This is a genomic window from Pseudoalteromonas sp. ESRF-bin5 (assembly GCF_002632075.1).
Lineage (GTDB): Bacteria > Pseudomonadota > Gammaproteobacteria > Enterobacterales > Alteromonadaceae > Pseudoalteromonas > Pseudoalteromonas marina.
This window is the reverse complement of the sequence record NZ_NTLW01000198.1, coordinates 13057-29217: the sequence shown is the minus strand read 5'-3', so window position 1 is coordinate 29217 and position 16161 is coordinate 13057. Positions and strand designations below refer to the sequence as shown.

Here is a 16161-nt window from a genome sequence, read left to right as displayed (position 1 = left end):
ACAAAAAGCCAAGGGTAAGCCGCATAACAGCATTATTAGATCACTGGCATTTAAATGGATAAGGATTGTATTTAGGTGTTGGAAAACGAATACACCCTACGATGAATCGACGTATTTAGCAGCATTGAAACGCAGAGGCTCACCACTTTTAAAATTTGCAATTAATAGCTAAATTTTACTAGTCGTCCACCTCAGGGCGTGTTGTTAGTTGCGAATTCTTGAGCATGTTTTTTAGCTTTAAACGGTATAGAGATTATAAAGAAAAACAACATCAAGAAAATCATTGAGATAATACCAACTATGTAATACAAGCCTGTTTCGACCATGAACACCATACCTGGAAAATCTACGCTGAGAAACTCATAAATATTTTTATTATTTTCAATAATGAAAATATTTAGCCACTTAGCAAAAAGAAAAAACGAATAACTGATAGATATTGATATTACCGAAAATATACCAGAGCGAAATAAATTAACTTTAGCACCAAGCTCTTTTACGAATATATTTAACCAAATTAAAATAGCTAAACTTGCACTAAAAAATATAGAACCAATCCCGCCAATTGTAACCATAGAAATAAGCCAAACTTGTTTGGTTAATTTCCAAAACTCGAAACTAAGAAATTGCTCTTCATTGGAAAAGTAAAAATAATACCCACCAAAATAGAGAAAATAAAAGAGCAATGCTATGGGATAAAGCTTTAGATTTTCCCTGCGCTCTTTTTTATTTATTTCAGCGTGCTTTCTATTTCGTTCAGCAAGTTTCTGTAATGGATCCATCGCAACTAACAACTTTATCAGAGGACACTTTCCTCTTTTTATGAGCAATGTATGTCCTCTTATTTATTTTTAATATTAATAACAAATCCTGTAACACATTGCGAGTATTAAACTTTAAGTCGGGCTGTTAATTAACAACAGGCAGAAAAGGGGAAAGTGTCCTCACTTTCTGACTTAGGAGGAAAAACGCCATCGCTTTAGTAAATGCAGTAATTAAAAATTTAAAATGAAAAGCAAAAGCTTTTTTAAACCATTTTACCACCTCTAAAAAATGGCAACGGTAATATAAGTAACTACTTTAAATACAATTGTTCGTGTAAGACTATTATAAAGGTAGGTTTTTTGCGGGAGGTAGCTGTAAAAAGGAGGTGATGAATAATTGCTAAACGCGCCTACCTGCTTTTGAAACGGGCAAACACGTTTAATACGAATTCACTTGGTTTTTTTTGCCTCAAGCGCTTCTATTTCACTCCAGATTTTTTCGGCTTCTTCGCTTAACATGGCGTAGCTTTTAATGTCGCCTTTACGCTGAGCTTGCATGCCTTGCTCTAATTTGGCGTCGTACTCTTTACGTAACTTTTTTGTAGGGTCTGATTTGAATATCGAAAACATGGGACTCGCTTAATTTTATAAAAGTGATAGCACTACCATACGCTACAAATAGCTAAAAAGTTCTTTTGGTAGTAAGGCACTTACCTTGTTAAATTAAAATAAGGTAAGTGAATTATTTACTATGCTGCGCTTACTAAACGGTTTTATAGCTCAGGCTCTAAGCGTTTAATACCTTGGCCATCTAGTCCTAAGTAAATGTAGCCATCATCCCCTTGCGCTAAACTTCTTACGCGGCCAATGCCCTCTAATATTTTTTCTTGGCTTTTTAGTGTATCGTTTTCAAGCGTAAGTGCGCTTAAAAACGAAAACTTCATAGACGATAACAGCACTTTACCTTTTAATTTAGGGTATTTGTCGCTGGTGACGAATAGCATATCTGATGGTGCTATAGATGGCGTCCATTGTGATGTTGGCGATTGCATGCCGTCTTTTGTTTGCAGGTCTGTAAATGACGTGCCGCTATAATTTACGCCATAGCTAACTACCGGCCATCCGTAGTTTAATCCTGATTTTATTAAATTAAGTTCGTCGCCGCCTCGGGGGCCATGCTCATGTGCCCAAAGACGATTATTTTCAGCGTCAAACCACATACCTTGCGGGTTACGATGTCCGTAAGACCAAACAGCGTGTTTAGCGTCTGTTTGTTTTACAAAGGGATTATCTGTTGGAATACGACCATCTAAATGAAGACGATAAATTTTGCCCCCATCACGGCTAAGATCTTGCGGGTTTAGGTCGCGCGAACCACGATCCCCGATCGAAAAATAAACATAACCTTGTTTATCAAACACAATACGACTGCCGTAGTGCTGACCTTTTGTACTGTTATGCTCACCTTTGTATAAAACGTGCGGCTCTAATAGCTGAGTATGGTCATCACTTAATTTTGCGCGCATTAATGCAGTGTTACTACCACTGCCTTTGCCTTCAGCGCTTGAATAAGTAAGGTAAAGCCATTGACTATTTTTATTATCGGTATGCAGTGCTAAATCAAGTAAACCGCCTTGGCCGTTAGCATCTATATCGGGCAATCCTTTTACTTGAATAAGCGTTGAGGTGTTTTTACGTAATAAAAATAGTTTTCCACTTCGCTCCGTAATTAATAAATCACCGTTTGGTAGTGCTTCGATTGCCCAAGGAATACTTACACCTTTTGCAACGTCTACTGCTTTTACATTAAGTGGCAAACTCGGCAGCTTTTTAAAATCAACTGCATTTACTGACATTGAAGGGAGCGTTAATAAAGCGGCTGTTAGCACGGCACCCTTAAAAGAATGTGTATATTTTTTTGATTTTATATTGAGCATGTTATTTTCCAAAATTAATCAAATTAGGTTTACGTTAGCACGAGCTGTAAAAATTTGCTAAGCGTTGCGATAAGTGAAAATTCTTTAATTTTAGCTAGTTGCATATATCACTCACACAGTATTAGAAATAGTAAGCTCACTCAGTAAAGTATATTTTCTATATTTTATTTAGTTTTGAAATACGTTTATAAATTGAGTTTAGTTTGTTTTTTGTTCGTAGTTTTTAACAAAAATAATGGAATAAACACTTATTAGGGTTGAAAACTTGAATTTTCAGCGTACACTTGTGCGCTGAAGTTTGAGCGTACACTTGTATGCTCAAATAGTTAGGGTTCTGATTTGTGCTAACACCCAGTTCGTGCAAACCATTGAGCAATAAACCAATATAGAGATTTTATTACAATGTTTACGCAGGCATTAAACCAATTTTCAACGTGGTTTTTACACCATCAAACGTTTGCAGGCTACATAGAGCCAATAATGCAAGTGTTTAAACCTGCTTGGCGTGCAGGGCAATTTAGAGCGCAACTAATGAGTTCAGACTCATTGAATGGTGAATTTTTGAGTTTGCAGCTAAAACCAAGCAAACAATGGCCCGCACATACCGCAGGGCAGCATGTTAGTTTGACCATTGAAATGAATGGACGATTATTAACGCGCGTTTTTACAGTTGCTTCAAGCGTTAAATATTTCAACGAAACGGGATTTATACGTTTGTTAATTAAAACAAGCGAACAAGGACGATTTACCGGTTTATTAAAGAACAAAGCAAAAGCGGGAACATGGTGCAACATATCTGCTGCAACGGGTGAGTTTGTATTTAAAAATACACATACTCCCGCCACATTAATAGCTGGTGGATCTGGTATAACGCCGATGATAGCAATGCTTGACGATTATTTAGCGCAAACAACCAAAGCAATAAATTTAGTGTATTACGCAAAATCGGGCGAACATCAGTGTGTTGATGAGTTGCGTGAATTAGCCACACAATTTAGTCATTTTTCATTTTTATTATTAACTCGTGAGCAGTCGAGCGACATTACTAGCAATATTAAACATTGGGAGAATCCAGATATATATTGCTGTGGGCCGCTAGGGTTTATGAAAACGGTACAAGCGTTTGCTCAAAAACATGATCTTAATTATTACCAAGAGGCATTTGGTTTGGCGTTACCCAAAGTAAACAATGAAGATCAGTTTACTGTAAAGGTGAACAGCCAAGCCCATATAGTTGAAGGAAATGATGTGCTTCTTAGCCAATTTGAAGTTAAAAAATTACCGGTAAAGCGTGGCTGCGGAATTGGCATTTGCCATCAGTGCCAGTGTATTAAAAAGTCGGGAATAGTACGTAATTTAAAAACAGGTGAAATGTCAGACAACGGTGAGCAATTAATCCAACTTTGTATAAGCCAACCTGTAAGTGATTTGGAGTTACAATTATGAAAAACATAAACTTTGATCAGCTTGCAAGCGATTTAGATACTATAAAAATGAATACGCTTGCTAAAGTAGGACAAAAAGATGCTGACTACATTCGCTCTGTCGTTCGAAAGCAAAGGTTATGTGAGTGGAGTGGGCGAATACTCTTAATGCTTGGATTTATTCAGCCTTTACTTTGGGTTGCCGGTGTTTTGTTACTGGCTTTGGCTAAAATTCTCGATAATATGGAAATTGGCCACAATGTTATGCATGGTCAATACGATTGGATGAACGACAAACAGCTTAACTCTCAGCAATACGAATGGGACATAGCCTGCGATGGCCAAAGCTGGCATCGGGTTCACAATTTTGAGCACCACACTTACACTAACATTATTGGTAAAGACCGTGATTTTGGCTACGGGTTGTTACGTTTGAGTGATGATTTTAAGTGGCGTTTTAAAAATGTGTGGCAGTTTTTTACTTACATAAATTTAAGTGTCTTGTTTCAGTGGGGGGTGTCATACCATGAACTGGCAGCAGAGCGTGTTTTTATAGGTAAAAAGAAAGAAAATCGTGAAGGGCTCGTATCGCATGCTACTTTAAAGCAGCGTTTTTTTAGTAAAGGCGCTCGCCAGTTAATTAAAGATTATGTGATTTTCCCATTACTTGCAGGTCCACTGTTTTTGTGGGTGTTAGCGGGTAATTTAGTAGCAAATTTGCTTCGTAACTTATGGACGTCGACAATTATATTTTGTGGTCACTTTACCGAAGAAACCGAAACATTTAAAGAACAAGACTGCGTAAACGAAACCCAAGGCCAGTGGTATTATCGTCAAGTATTAGGCTCGTCTAATATTAAAGGGGCAAACTGGTTTCATATTTTAACGGGCCATTTGAGTTGCCAGATTGAGCACCACTTATTTCCTGATATGCCATCGTCGCGATATCAAGAGGTGGCACCTCAGGTACAGGCAGTTATGCAAAAGCACGGGATTGATTACCACACTGGCGGATTTTTTAAACAATACGGCTCGGTGTTAAAGCGAATTATTAGATACTCATTTAAATAGTGATAGGGTGCATTAAGCGCCTTAAAAGCTAAAACATAAACCGGCATGTGTAAGCGCATATGCCGGTTTTTTGCTGTTGTGATTAATAAACATACAGTGCGTGTGGTTTTTTCTTATTGTTAATTAAAAATCCGTTACTTTAGCTATGGTTAATTGATGCGTGATTGTCATACAATGGAGAAAAATAGACCACACAAGAGAGATAAAAAATGGCCGCATTTGGTACTGTGTTTATGCCACAGATGATTCAAGCTCGTTTTTCAGATAATCAATGGAGCGAAACCTCAGTTGTTCCATGCGATAAGCTTGAGTTTCATGCTGGTGCACACGTTCTTCATTATTCAAGCACCTGTTTTGAGGGCTTAAAAGCATTTCGTCATGAAGATGGGTCTGTTTATATTTTTAGAATGGATGCAAACATAGCACGTATGCAGCAAAGCTCTGCACTTTTAAGCTTGCCAAGTTTTGATGGCGATATGCTCAAAACGATGATTATTGATATTGTTCGCCAATATGCCGATGCAACCCCATTACCGCCTGGCTCTATGTATATTCGCCCAACACATATAGGCACAGAAGCGGCAATTGGTAAAGCGGCAGCCCCTTCAATGAGCTCATTGTTGTACACTTTACTTTCGCCAGTAGGTGATTATTTTGCTGGTGGTGCTACGGCATTACGTGTGTTACTTGAAGAAGACGGTATGCGCTGTGCACCTCATATGGGAATGGTTAAAAGCGGCGGTAACTACGCCAGTGCACTTGGCCCAATTAGCGCTGCACGTAAACAGTATCAAGCAGATCAAATATTATTTTGCCCAGGTGGTGATGTACAAGAAACGGGCGCTGCAAACTTTATTTTAATTGATGGCAACGAAATCATAACCAAAGCGCTCGACTCCACCTTTTTACACGGCGTAACGCGTAATAGTATTTTAACGATTGCTAAAGATTTAGGCATGACTGTGAGCGAACGTAATTTTACAGTGACTGAACTTTTAGAGCGTGCTGCAAAACCAGGCACAGAAGCTGCGCTTTCAGGTACTGCTGCGGTATTAACGGCAGTGGGAACGTTTATTCATAACGATAAAGAATATAAAGTGGGCACAGGAGAGCCTGGGCCAACAACTGCACGTTTGCGCCAAGCATTGAACGACATTCAATGGGGCAAAAGCGAAGACAAGCATGGTTGGTTAACTAAAGTGGTATAGCGTTAAATACCCACGTTATTTGCACCAAAAAGCCACCTAATTAAGGTGGCTTTTTGGTGCGAGTAACTTTATTAAAATTTTATTTTTCCGGTTAATATATCTTTAAACATAACCCAGTCTCCCCACAAACTATAAAATGGGTGTTTAAATGTAGCTGGTCGGTTTTTTTCAAAAAAGAAATGCCCAACCCACGCAAAGCCATAGCCAATAACGGGTAGCAGCCACAATAGCGCAAATTTTTGACTTAATAATGCGCTAATAATAACCATAAGTACTAATAAGCTACCTATAAAATGCAAGCGCCTGCAGGTTACGTTGCGATGCTCCTTTAAATAATAAGGGTAAAAAGCTTTAAAACTGTTGAAAGTGGGTTCTTGTTTTTCCATAAATCACGCTTTATTTTTATTGTATGTTTTTACTATTAAAGCGTAAGTTTACACTTGTTTACAGCGATAAATGGCACTTAACGCATCTTAATAGACATGAGCTTAAAAAACTCATAAGTTATTCCTACTACTTAATCAATAAAAAGAACACAAATTATGTTACTCAAACGTACTCTTGCATGTGCTGTATTATTGGCACTTAGTGGCTGTTCAGAGCCAACCAATACGTCAGATCAAAAAGAAGTAAAATCATCTATGAATCAAGTTAACTCAGTCGTGTATCCCGAAACCAAAAAAGGTGATGTAGTTGATACCTATTTTGGAGAAAACGTTGCCGATCCTTATCGTTGGTTAGAAGACGATATGAGTGCAGAGACTGCTGATTGGGTAAAAGCGCAAAATACGGCTACTTTTTCATACTTAGAACAAATCCCTTACAGAAACAAGCTCAAAGAGCGCCTTGAAAAGCTGATGAATTACGAAAAAATAGGTGCGCCATTTGAAGAGGGCGGTTACACCTACTTTTACAAAAACGATGGCTTACAAAATCAATATGTTTTATACCGCAGCAAAGGCGATGAAGCGCCAGAGGTATTTTTAGATCCTAATAAATTTAGCGACGACGGTACAACGTCTATGTCGGGTTTATCGTTTTCTAAAGATGGTAGTTTATTAGCGTATCAAGTTTCTGAAGGGGGCAGTGATTGGCGTGAAATTATTGTTATTGATACACACACTAAAGAGCAAGTAGAGCAAGCTTTAGTTGATGTGAAATTTAGTGGTATTGATTGGTTAGGTAACGAAGGATTTTATTACTCAAGCTACGATAAACCAAAAGGCAGTGAACTATCGGCTAAAACAGATCAACATAAAGTGTATTATCATGCTTTGGGTACATCGCAGGATGACGATCGTGTTGTATTTGGCGACAGCGAGGCGCAAAAGCATCGTTACGTTGGCGCCGATGTGACAGATGATGGCAAGTACTTGCTAATTTCTGCCAGTGTTTCAACGTCTGGAAACAAACTTTTTATAAAAGACTTAAGTAAAGAAAATAGTGATTTTGTTACTGTTGTTGGTAACTCAGATTCAGATACATCTGTGATTGATAACGATGGCGATACGCTCTACTTAGTTACAAATTTAAACGCACCAAACAAAAAAGTGGTTACGGTTAATGCAAATGACCCGGCGCCTGAAAATTGGGTCGATTTTATTCCAGAGACCGATAACGTGCTTAACCTAAGCAAAGGCGGAGATACTTTTTTTGCTAATTACATGGTAGATGCCATTTCGCATGTTAAACAATATAATAAGCAAGGTGACTTAATCCGTGAAATTAACTTACCCGGCGTAGGGAGTGCACGTGGTTTTCGTGGTAAAAAAGATCAATCGACGCTTTATTACTCGTTTACTAACTATAAAACTCCGGGGACTACTTTTTCGTTTGATGTAAGCTCAGGCGAGTCAAAGGTTTATCGTGAATCGGCAATCGATTTCAACAGTAATGATTACACCTCTGAGCAAGTTTTTTATACCTCAAAAGACGGTACAAAAGTGCCGATGATCATCACTTACAAAACGGGTATAAAATTAGATGGTTCAAACCCGACTATTTTATACGGTTACGGTGGTTTTAATGTAAGTTTGACGCCAAGTTTTAGCCCCGTTAACGCGCTTTGGCTTGAGCAAGGTGGGGTGTATGCCGTTGCAAATATTCGTGGTGGCGGTGAATACGGTAAAGACTGGCACAATGCTGGTACAAAAATGCAAAAGCAAAATGTGTTTGATGACTTTATTGCAGCAGCAGAGTACTTACAAGATAAAAAGTACACGTCTAAAAAACGTTTAGCACTGCGCGGTGGTTCAAATGGTGGTTTATTAGTAGGTGCTGTGATGACGCAGCGACCTGACTTATTTCAAGTTGCATTACCAGCGGTAGGCGTACTTGATATGCTTCGTTACCATACATTTACAGCGGGCGCTGGTTGGGCATACGATTACGGTACTAGTGAGCAAAGTAAAGAAATGTTTGAATATATTAAAGCTTACTCGCCATTGCATAACGTTAAAGCGGGCGTTGAATATCCTGCCACTATGGTAACAACCGGTGATCACGATGATCGTGTGGTGCCATCTCATTCATTTAAATTTGCTGCTGAATTACAAGCTAAGCAGGCTGGAAATAACCCTACACTTATTCGTATTGAAACAAATGCGGGTCATGGTGCGGGCACACCAACCAGCAAAGTTATAGATTTATACGCAGATATGTTTGGTTTTACGCTATATAACATGGGTGTAAAAGAGCTATAAAACGCGTTAACGTTACCTTATTTTAAAATACAAAAGCCGAGTAAATTTACCCGGCTTTTTATTATCTGTATTTTGGAGTCAAAAACCTGTTTGTTGACTACTGCGCAGGCAAAAATAACCGCTGATAGGTTTTATATGCGTATTCATCACTCATACCACTTAAGTAGTCACAAATAATTCGCATGCCTTGATTATGTTTTTGAGCCTCAATATATTGCGCTTGCGTTGTTTCGGGTAACAAACGAAGCGGATCGCTTGCAAACGCTGTAAACAATTCAATGAGTAGGTTTTGCCCTTTAAACTCAATCTGTTGCATTTCAGGGTCACGAATTAAGCGTTGAAATACAAAGTGCTTGAGTATGTGTAGTACGTTTTCATACTCTGGGTGCAACTTAGCAGTGTATTTTAAAATAGGGCATTCAAATGCTTCGTTTTGTATGTCTAAATGAATGTGAATAATGAAGGTGTTTACCAGCTCACCTATGGCGTCTTTTCGTTCAAAATCATTTTTTGAAAATAGTCGAGATGTTAACGTTTCAAGCAAGGTATTCAGCCACTCAAAATTAAGCGCTTGCAAGTGGGGAAGTGCGTGCGTTTGCCAGTCATCTAATGTTAAAACACGGGTTGCAATGGCGTCTTCTAAATCGTGCACGGCGTATGCTATATCGTCGGCATGTTCCATTATGGCGCTGTCGAGGGATTTATAAAGTGTTTTAGCGCGGTGTTTATCTATTGTTGCGTGAGTATTTAATAACGTTCTGTCGTTTTGGCTTAGTGGTTCAACAATCCAGTCAAATATGTGTGCGTCGTCTTGGTATAACCCTTTGGCAGGGCGCCAATCATCGGCTTTGATAAAAGCACGTGAGTTATGCGTATCGGGTATGGTGTGCCACAACTCGTTTATAAATGCTGGGTATTTAATAAACCCGAGTAATGTACGGCGTGTAAGGTTCATACCATAACCATTACTGTAGGGCTCTAGCTTAGCAACTATTCGTAAAGTTTGAGCGTTTCCTTCAAAGCCACCATGGTCTCGCATCATATAGTTAAGAGCAATTTCACCTCCGTGGCCAAATGGTGGGTGGCCAATATCGTGAGCTAGGCAAAGTGTTTCGAGTAAACCGGTTGATGGGAAATGGCTAAAATCACTGTGCTGTGCTTTTAAATGCCTTAAAATACCTGTGCCAATTTGTGACACCTCTAACGAATGGGTAAGGCGGGTACGATAAAAGTCGTTTAGGCCAATCCCCATAATTTGTGTTTTAGCTTGTAAGCGCCTAAACGCAGCGGCATGAATGATTCTTGAGCGGTCAACCTGCCAAGGTGAACGGTTGTCGTTAGGTCTGTGTTTATATTGCTCTATTATTCTACTTTGCCAAACTTTGTCCATACTGCTAAACCACTATTTAACCTGTTTAGTGCTTAGTATACCCATGCACTTATAAATTGCGAATGAACATATTTTTGTAATTCGCGTTTATATAGTGGCTTAGGTATAATGAAGGTTCGTATGTGTGTGTAGTTACCATACATAAATAGTTGTTTGAATGAGACAATACATGCTTAAGATTATCTTTCAGTTTTTGTTAGCCATCCTTTTTATATGGGCGCTTGCGTACCCGTTTGTACAAAGTGATGAAACCGATAGCGTAGATCAAATCACCAGTGAACAAGCTAAAAAAGTGAAGAAAAAAGAAAAGCCGTTACACAATGTCACGTTGCCTAAATTTTCTGAATTTACCGATGTAAAAGAGAAAAAACGCGCATTTTTTGATTTTATTCGCCCTCATGTTGAGGCTGAAAATAAAAAAATATTACAACAACGTGCCAAGCTAGAAATAGCCCGTATGATGCTTGAAAACAACCTATCGCTTGAAGAGAAACAAAACAAAGATATTGTTAAAATCCTTAAACAATATGGCTTACCTGAAACGGTTAACACACTTGTGCTAACTCAGGCTTTGCGCCGTGTTGATATTATTCCTAAAGAAATGGCATTAATGCAAGCTGCAAATGAGTCGGCTTGGGGGACCTCTCGGTTTGCGCGAATTGGTCTGAATTTTTTTGGTCAGTGGTGTTACTCAAAAGGTTGCGGCATGGTGCCAAAGCGTCGTAAAACTGGCGCAGCACACGAAGTCGCTGCATTTCAATCGGTGCGTGCTGCAGTAAGCTCTTATTTTAGAAATATAAATACTCATGGCGCTTACAAAGAGTTACGGGGCATACGTGAAAACCTGCGCCGTGAAAAAAAGCCAGTATTAGCAACCAAACTAACTCATGGTTTGATGTCTTACTCTGAGCGAGGCGAGGCATACATTGAGGAGTTAAATACGATGATTAGACAAAACAGAGCTTATTTTGATGAATAAATATATGACAGGTTACTTTTACGCGAGTTTACTTTTTTTGTTGAGCTTAAGTGCATTTAACGCCAACGCCAGAGAGTTTGTAATGTCGTACGATGGGTTTTATGACCGTTTAAAAGTAGTTAATAAAGGGGATTTTCAATATGCCCGTGTCAACTTTTACATAAGCGACATTGCTACTAATGAGGCATGCGCAATAAAAAACGGAACCATTTTAACAGAGAATAACGAGTATCCGCTTAATTTCACAGATAGCGCACAGCTGTTGTTGCCTTTTGATAAGCAACTTGATTCAGATAAAGCCGTTATTGTTATCGAGCCACAAAACCCTGAGCATGACTGCCAGTTAAAGCTACAAATAGAAGCTAACGAATTTGACGATTTAGCTTTCTCAAAACATGCGTTATATACCATTAACGAGGAGCTAGACGAATTACTAACTGATTTGTCAGGTTTTTTTGTTAGTAAGCTAATGTGGTTTTTATTACCTGAGCAAAAAGGTGTGGCGGTTACCTTTAAAAACCCAATAAGCATTAATGATGAAAACGTAACCTGCGAGGAATCGATTTGTTATTTTGATGTTGACGATAACTGGGAAGAGGATAGCCAATCGTTCGGTGAAATTAGTAATGTATTAAAAGTAACTCCCTGGATTGCAAAGTAACGGTAAACGTTGCAATGAAATACAAAAAAGCGGCATTAGCCGCTTTTTTATTTTAGTGGCGCTGAAGAGTCACGCTGCATTAGTGTGGGTTCAAAAAAACGATTTATTTTAATATTTTTTGTTTGGTATACGTCTTTAAGAACAAGTTTTGCGGCCATTTCACCCATTTTAGCTACCGGATTATCAATCGTTGTCAGTGTCGGGTAGAGGTAGTTTGCAAATATTACGTTATCAAATCCGACTATCGATAAATCGTTAGGTAGGTGATAGCCGTGCTCTCGGGCATATTTCATCGCACCTGAGGCCATCTCGTCGTTTGCGCACACAAGAGCGGTAAAATTTAGCTTACTATTAATGAGGTGCTCAAGCGCTGAACTTCCCCCGGTTTCGTTAAAATCACCTTCAAAATAGAGCGATGGGTCAAACGTTATATTGGCTTCTTCGAGGGCTTGTTTATGGCCAGCTAAACGGTTTGCAGCATCGGCCTTAAACTGAGGGCCTGCAATATAAGCAATTTCGGTATGGCCTTGTTCTAACACCGATTTAGTTGCTAAATAACCGCCTAGTTTGTTATCTAAGCTAATGCAGTGCTCTTTGAGTTCTTTGACGTAGCGGCTCATTAAATAAACAGGCGTTGTGCCTCTACTGAGCGATATCAGGTATTCGTCGGTCACTGCTTCAACATGCAAAATTATGGCGTCGCAGCGCCTGCTAATTAAAAAGTCGATGCCTTCTTTTTCTTTATCTTCTTCACTGTGGCCGGTTGTAATAATAACGTGTTTACCGGCAGCTCTAAGCTCAGACTCAATCCCGGCCATCATTTGGGCGAAGAAAGGACCATGTAATTCAGATACTAAAATACCAACACTGTTAGTGCAGTTTGATGCTAAAGATTGGGCTATTGAGTTAGGTTTGTAACCCAATGTTTGCATTGCATCGAGTACTTTTTTAGTTGTTTTATCACTTACTTTTGTGTTTTTGTTCATTACCCGAGAGACGGTAGCTAACGATACACCTGCAAGCTCTGATACTTGATAAATTGTTGCCATGTTACTTATTGACTCGCTTTCACCCTTAACTTAATCAGCTAAATCATACCTTAGTGTTGTTGACTGTGGTTAGCTTTGATTGAATATTTTCAACAACCTGGTTAGTTAATGTATATTTTTTCATTGTGTATGCTACAAAAAGGGATCCTAGGGCTGGTAGTACAGTAAACGACAGTAAAATTCCCTGCTGAGTACTCATTGTTTGCGTCACATCAGCCTGATAACTGTAAAATGATAATAGCCAACCTGCGATAGCACCTCCAACAGCAACACCCATCTTAATAAAAAATATAACACCTGAGTAAACTAAGCCCGTAATCCGTAATCCCGTTACTTCGTGACCATAATCTATGGTATCAGCCATTTTTGCCCATAGGAGTGGGGTCGCCATATCTAAAAAGAATTTCCATAGAATAAAAGCAGCAAACGCGAGAACCAGTTGTTCACTCCCAATAAAGTAGCTAAATCCACAAATAGTTGCAGCGATAAGTTGTAAGCTGATGTAGGCCTTTATTTTGCAAAAACGCGCAGCTAGCGGCTGTGCAACGGCGCAACCTATCATACTAGCAACTACACCTAGGGTCATAAATAGGGTAATTAAATCTTCCCGACCGAGGTAGTATTTGACGTAATATACCGCCAGAGTTAGCCTAAGCACTTGGCCGGTCAGTAAGAAAAATGCAGCAATACACAAGGTACGCCATTGATCGTTTTTTACTAGGGCTTGAATACTTTTAGCAAAAGGGATGTTTTGTTCTTTGGGTTGTTGAATACGTTCTTTAGTGCCTAAAAAGCAGAGTAAAAACAGCACAAGGCCTAAAATACTCATGGCGGTCATGGTTAGCTGATAACCTTTAGCGTTATCGCCCTGGCCAAAGTATTCAACCATTGGCATGGTGCATCCAGCAACAATAACACCACCAAGCATCCCAAATACAAAACGGTACGATTGAATAGTAACGCGCTCTTTTGCGTCTGCGGTTAAAACGCCACCGAGTGCGCAATAAGGTATATTAATAGCAGTGTAAGCAACCATCAGTAAGGTATAGGTGCTAAAGACATAGATTATTTTGTCAGTGCCTTCTAAGTCTGGTGTAGTAAACGCTAAAATACTAATAATGGCAAAAGGGAGCGCAAGCCATAGTAGGTAAGGGCGAAAATGCCCCCATCGAGTATGTGTTTTGTCAGCTAGGTTGCCCATTAGGGGGTCGGTTACGGCGTCAAAAATGCGAACAGCTAAAAACATAGTACCAACAACAGCGGGGGATAAGCCCACCACGTCGGTATAGTAAAGCATTAGGAACATCATTACCGTTTGGAAAATAATATTACTGGCGGTGTCGCCTAATCCGTAGGCTATTTTTTCTTTTACACTAACCATGGTTGCTTTATCTCGCTTTATGTTTTTTTAGTTGCGTTAATAAATACGTTTTTTTATCTATTTGAGATTAATGCTTTATAGGCTAGGCCACTATTTTTTATAGTACGTTGCTGTGTGCTGTAATCTACATAAACTATACCAAATCTTTTTAAGTAGCCTTCTGCCCATTCAAAGTTATCCATTAGGCTCCAGGCAAAATAGCCGTCTATTCTAACGCCTTGTTCTGTTGCATTGTGAACGGCATTTAGGTGACTGTTGTAGTAGTCTAGTCGATCTACATCATTGATTTCACCATTATTATAGCTGTCAGGCATCGCTGCGCCATTTTCAGTAATAAAAATAGGCGGTAGGGTATAGGTATTGTTAAGTGTGACTAATAACTCTGTAAACGACTTAGGGTAAATTTCCCAGCCCATATCGGTTAGCGGGCCAGTAGGCTCTATTGGCTCATATATTTCAGTAGGGTGCGCTTTATAAAATTGACGGGTATAAAAGTTAATACCTAAATAATCAATTGATTGCGAAATAATAGCCATGTCACCATCGTGAATATCTGGCAGATGTGCTGAAGGTAATTGTTCAATAATTTCTGGGTATGTACCATCCATGATGGGTTTCATGTACCACTGGTTTAAGTAGTCATCTGCAAACGCTGTTGCAGCAATGTCATCAGCGTCTTCAGAGATGCTATAACAGGGAGTAAAATTAAGCACGATACCGTTTAAAGTCGTCGGTGAGTTTTGCTTTAATACGGTCATGGCAAGCCCATGTGCCAATAACAAATGGTGGGCGGCTTTGCGTCCGTATTGTTTACCCACTTTCCCTGGCGCATGAATGCCAATTTCGTAACCTAAAAAAGCACTGCAAAAAGGCTCGTTTAAGGTAGCGTATGAATGGACTCGGTCACCGAATGCAAAGGTAATTAAATCAACATAGTGAGCAAACGCATAAGCTGTTTCTCGATTTAACCAACCCCCTTCGTCTTCGAGGTGTTGAGGTAAATCCCAGTGGTATAACGTGACAAACGCTTTGATATTGCGCTTTTTCAGTTCATCTAAGATGTCGGTGTAAAACTTTACGCCTTCAGGGTTAAGCTCACCACTTTTTGTAATAACACGAGGCCAAGAAATAGAAAGTCTGTAAGCATCTACTCCTAATGATTCGATTAAATCTATGTCTTGTTTCCAATTATTGTAATGATCGCACGCAACATGCCCATTTGAGTTATCAGCTATTTTACCTGGAGTATCACAAAAGGTATCCCAGATACACGGCAGACGGTGAGTTGAGCCACCTTCTATTTGGAAAGACGCTGTTGCTACACCATAAATAAACTCTTTTGTTAATAGAGGTGAACAAGTTGGTAAAGATATTTTAGTCATTAGTTACAAACCTTTTAAAACCTAAATTGCACTTTTAGCGCCGATATTTACTGCCTCGTAGCTTACTCTCGACTTGATAAAAAAATAAAAATTGTTGAATTATGTTACGTGTTCGTATTTAATTAGCTGTGAAAGCGCTTACATTTTTAAGATTAATGTTAATTAACCTTCAGGTCAACTCTTTAATAGCATGGCTTAGCCGCCAATTTATTA

14 protein-coding genes and 1 pseudogene are annotated in these 16161 nt (G+C 39.1%); 7 read left to right on the top strand and 8 right to left on the bottom strand.

Features of this window, described 5'->3' with window-relative positions; all coding sequences use genetic code 11:
- A pseudogene (locus tag BCG07_RS12085) lies at positions 1-172 on the top strand (IS110 family transposase); the annotation flags it as partial.
- Positions 173-191: 19 nt separating this feature from the next.
- Here BCG07_RS12085 and BCG07_RS12080 read toward each other — a convergent pair.
- The 3 genes from BCG07_RS12080 to BCG07_RS12070 all read right to left on the bottom strand — a co-directional run bounded on the left by BCG07_RS12080 (position 192) and on the right by BCG07_RS12070 (position 2701).
- On the bottom strand, positions 192-782 hold the full coding sequence (locus tag BCG07_RS12080) for a hypothetical protein (protein WP_286890320.1): 591 nt from the start codon (positions 780-782) through the stop codon (positions 192-194).
- 432 nt (positions 783-1214) lie between these two features.
- Positions 1215-1394 (bottom strand): DUF6435 family protein, encoded by a 180-nt coding sequence (locus tag BCG07_RS12075; RefSeq protein ID WP_138529968.1) that lies wholly within the window; start codon positions 1392-1394, stop codon positions 1215-1217.
- Between the two features lie 143 nt (positions 1395-1537).
- Complete coding sequence (locus BCG07_RS12070) at positions 1538-2701, bottom strand: PQQ-dependent sugar dehydrogenase (protein ID WP_286890318.1); 1164 nt, start codon at positions 2699-2701, stop codon at positions 1538-1540.
- A 402-nt stretch (positions 2702-3103) separates the two neighbouring features.
- On the opposite strand from BCG07_RS12070, the gene BCG07_RS12065 reads away from it, so the two are divergent.
- From BCG07_RS12065 to BCG07_RS12055, 3 genes are all read left to right on the top strand, one after another.
- On the top strand, positions 3104-4147 hold the full coding sequence (locus BCG07_RS12065; RefSeq protein ID WP_286890317.1) for a ferredoxin reductase: 1044 nt from the start codon (positions 3104-3106) through the stop codon (positions 4145-4147).
- Positions 4144-5196: a fatty acid desaturase family protein gene (locus BCG07_RS12060; protein WP_286890316.1), complete on the top strand. Its 1053-nt coding sequence runs from the start codon at positions 4144-4146 to the stop codon at positions 5194-5196. Before BCG07_RS12065 ends, BCG07_RS12060 begins: the two co-directional genes overlap by 4 nt.
- Positions 5197-5405: 209 nt before the next feature.
- On the top strand, positions 5406-6404 hold the full coding sequence (locus BCG07_RS12055; protein WP_286890315.1) for a branched-chain amino acid aminotransferase: 999 nt from the start codon (positions 5406-5408) through the stop codon (positions 6402-6404).
- Positions 6405-6475: 71 nt separating this feature from the next.
- Here the strand turns inward: BCG07_RS12055 and BCG07_RS12050 are convergent, their stop codons facing one another.
- Positions 6476-6790, bottom strand: coding sequence for an Mpo1-like protein (locus BCG07_RS12050; RefSeq protein ID WP_248519440.1), 315 nt, complete (start codon positions 6788-6790; stop codon positions 6476-6478).
- A gap of 156 nt (positions 6791-6946) precedes the next feature.
- Between BCG07_RS12050 and BCG07_RS12045 the strand changes: the two genes are divergently transcribed.
- Positions 6947-9106 (top strand): prolyl oligopeptidase family serine peptidase, encoded by a 2160-nt coding sequence (locus tag BCG07_RS12045; RefSeq protein WP_286890314.1) that lies wholly within the window; start codon positions 6947-6949, stop codon positions 9104-9106.
- Between the two features lie 97 nt (positions 9107-9203).
- Here BCG07_RS12045 and BCG07_RS12040 read toward each other — a convergent pair whose 3' ends face one another.
- Positions 9204-10496, bottom strand: a complete 1293-nt coding sequence (locus tag BCG07_RS12040) for an anti-phage deoxyguanosine triphosphatase (RefSeq protein ID WP_286890313.1) — start codon at positions 10494-10496, stop codon at positions 9204-9206.
- Positions 10497-10665: 169 nt separating this feature from the next.
- Here BCG07_RS12040 and BCG07_RS12035 point away from each other — a divergent pair, with 169 nt between their 5' ends.
- Both BCG07_RS12035 and BCG07_RS12030 read left to right on the top strand, forming a co-directional pair.
- Positions 10666-11475 (top strand): glucosaminidase domain-containing protein, encoded by an 810-nt coding sequence (locus BCG07_RS12035; protein WP_286890312.1) that lies wholly within the window; start codon positions 10666-10668, stop codon positions 11473-11475.
- On the top strand, positions 11468-12136 hold the full coding sequence (locus BCG07_RS12030) for a DUF2987 domain-containing protein (protein ID WP_286890311.1): 669 nt from the start codon (positions 11468-11470) through the stop codon (positions 12134-12136). Before BCG07_RS12035 ends, BCG07_RS12030 begins: the two co-directional genes overlap by 8 nt.
- Before the next feature lie 47 nt (positions 12137-12183).
- Here the strand turns inward: BCG07_RS12030 and BCG07_RS12025 are convergent, their stop codons facing one another.
- Genes BCG07_RS12025 through BCG07_RS12015 form a run of 3 tightly spaced genes read right to left on the bottom strand, consistent with a single transcriptional unit; the run spans position 12184 to position 15948 of the window.
- A complete protein-coding gene (locus BCG07_RS12025) occupies positions 12184-13185 on the bottom strand; it encodes a LacI family DNA-binding transcriptional regulator (protein WP_248519436.1) in 1002 nt (333 codons plus the stop codon).
- A gap of 43 nt (positions 13186-13228) precedes the next feature.
- Entirely contained in the window at positions 13229-14566 is a 1338-nt protein-coding gene (locus BCG07_RS12020) for a glycoside-pentoside-hexuronide (GPH):cation symporter (protein WP_286890310.1), read from the bottom strand.
- 53 nt (positions 14567-14619) lie between these two features.
- Positions 14620-15948, bottom strand: coding sequence for a GH1 family beta-glucosidase (locus BCG07_RS12015; protein ID WP_286890309.1), 1329 nt, complete (start codon positions 15946-15948; stop codon positions 14620-14622).
- Positions 15949-16161: the final 213 nt, after the last annotated feature.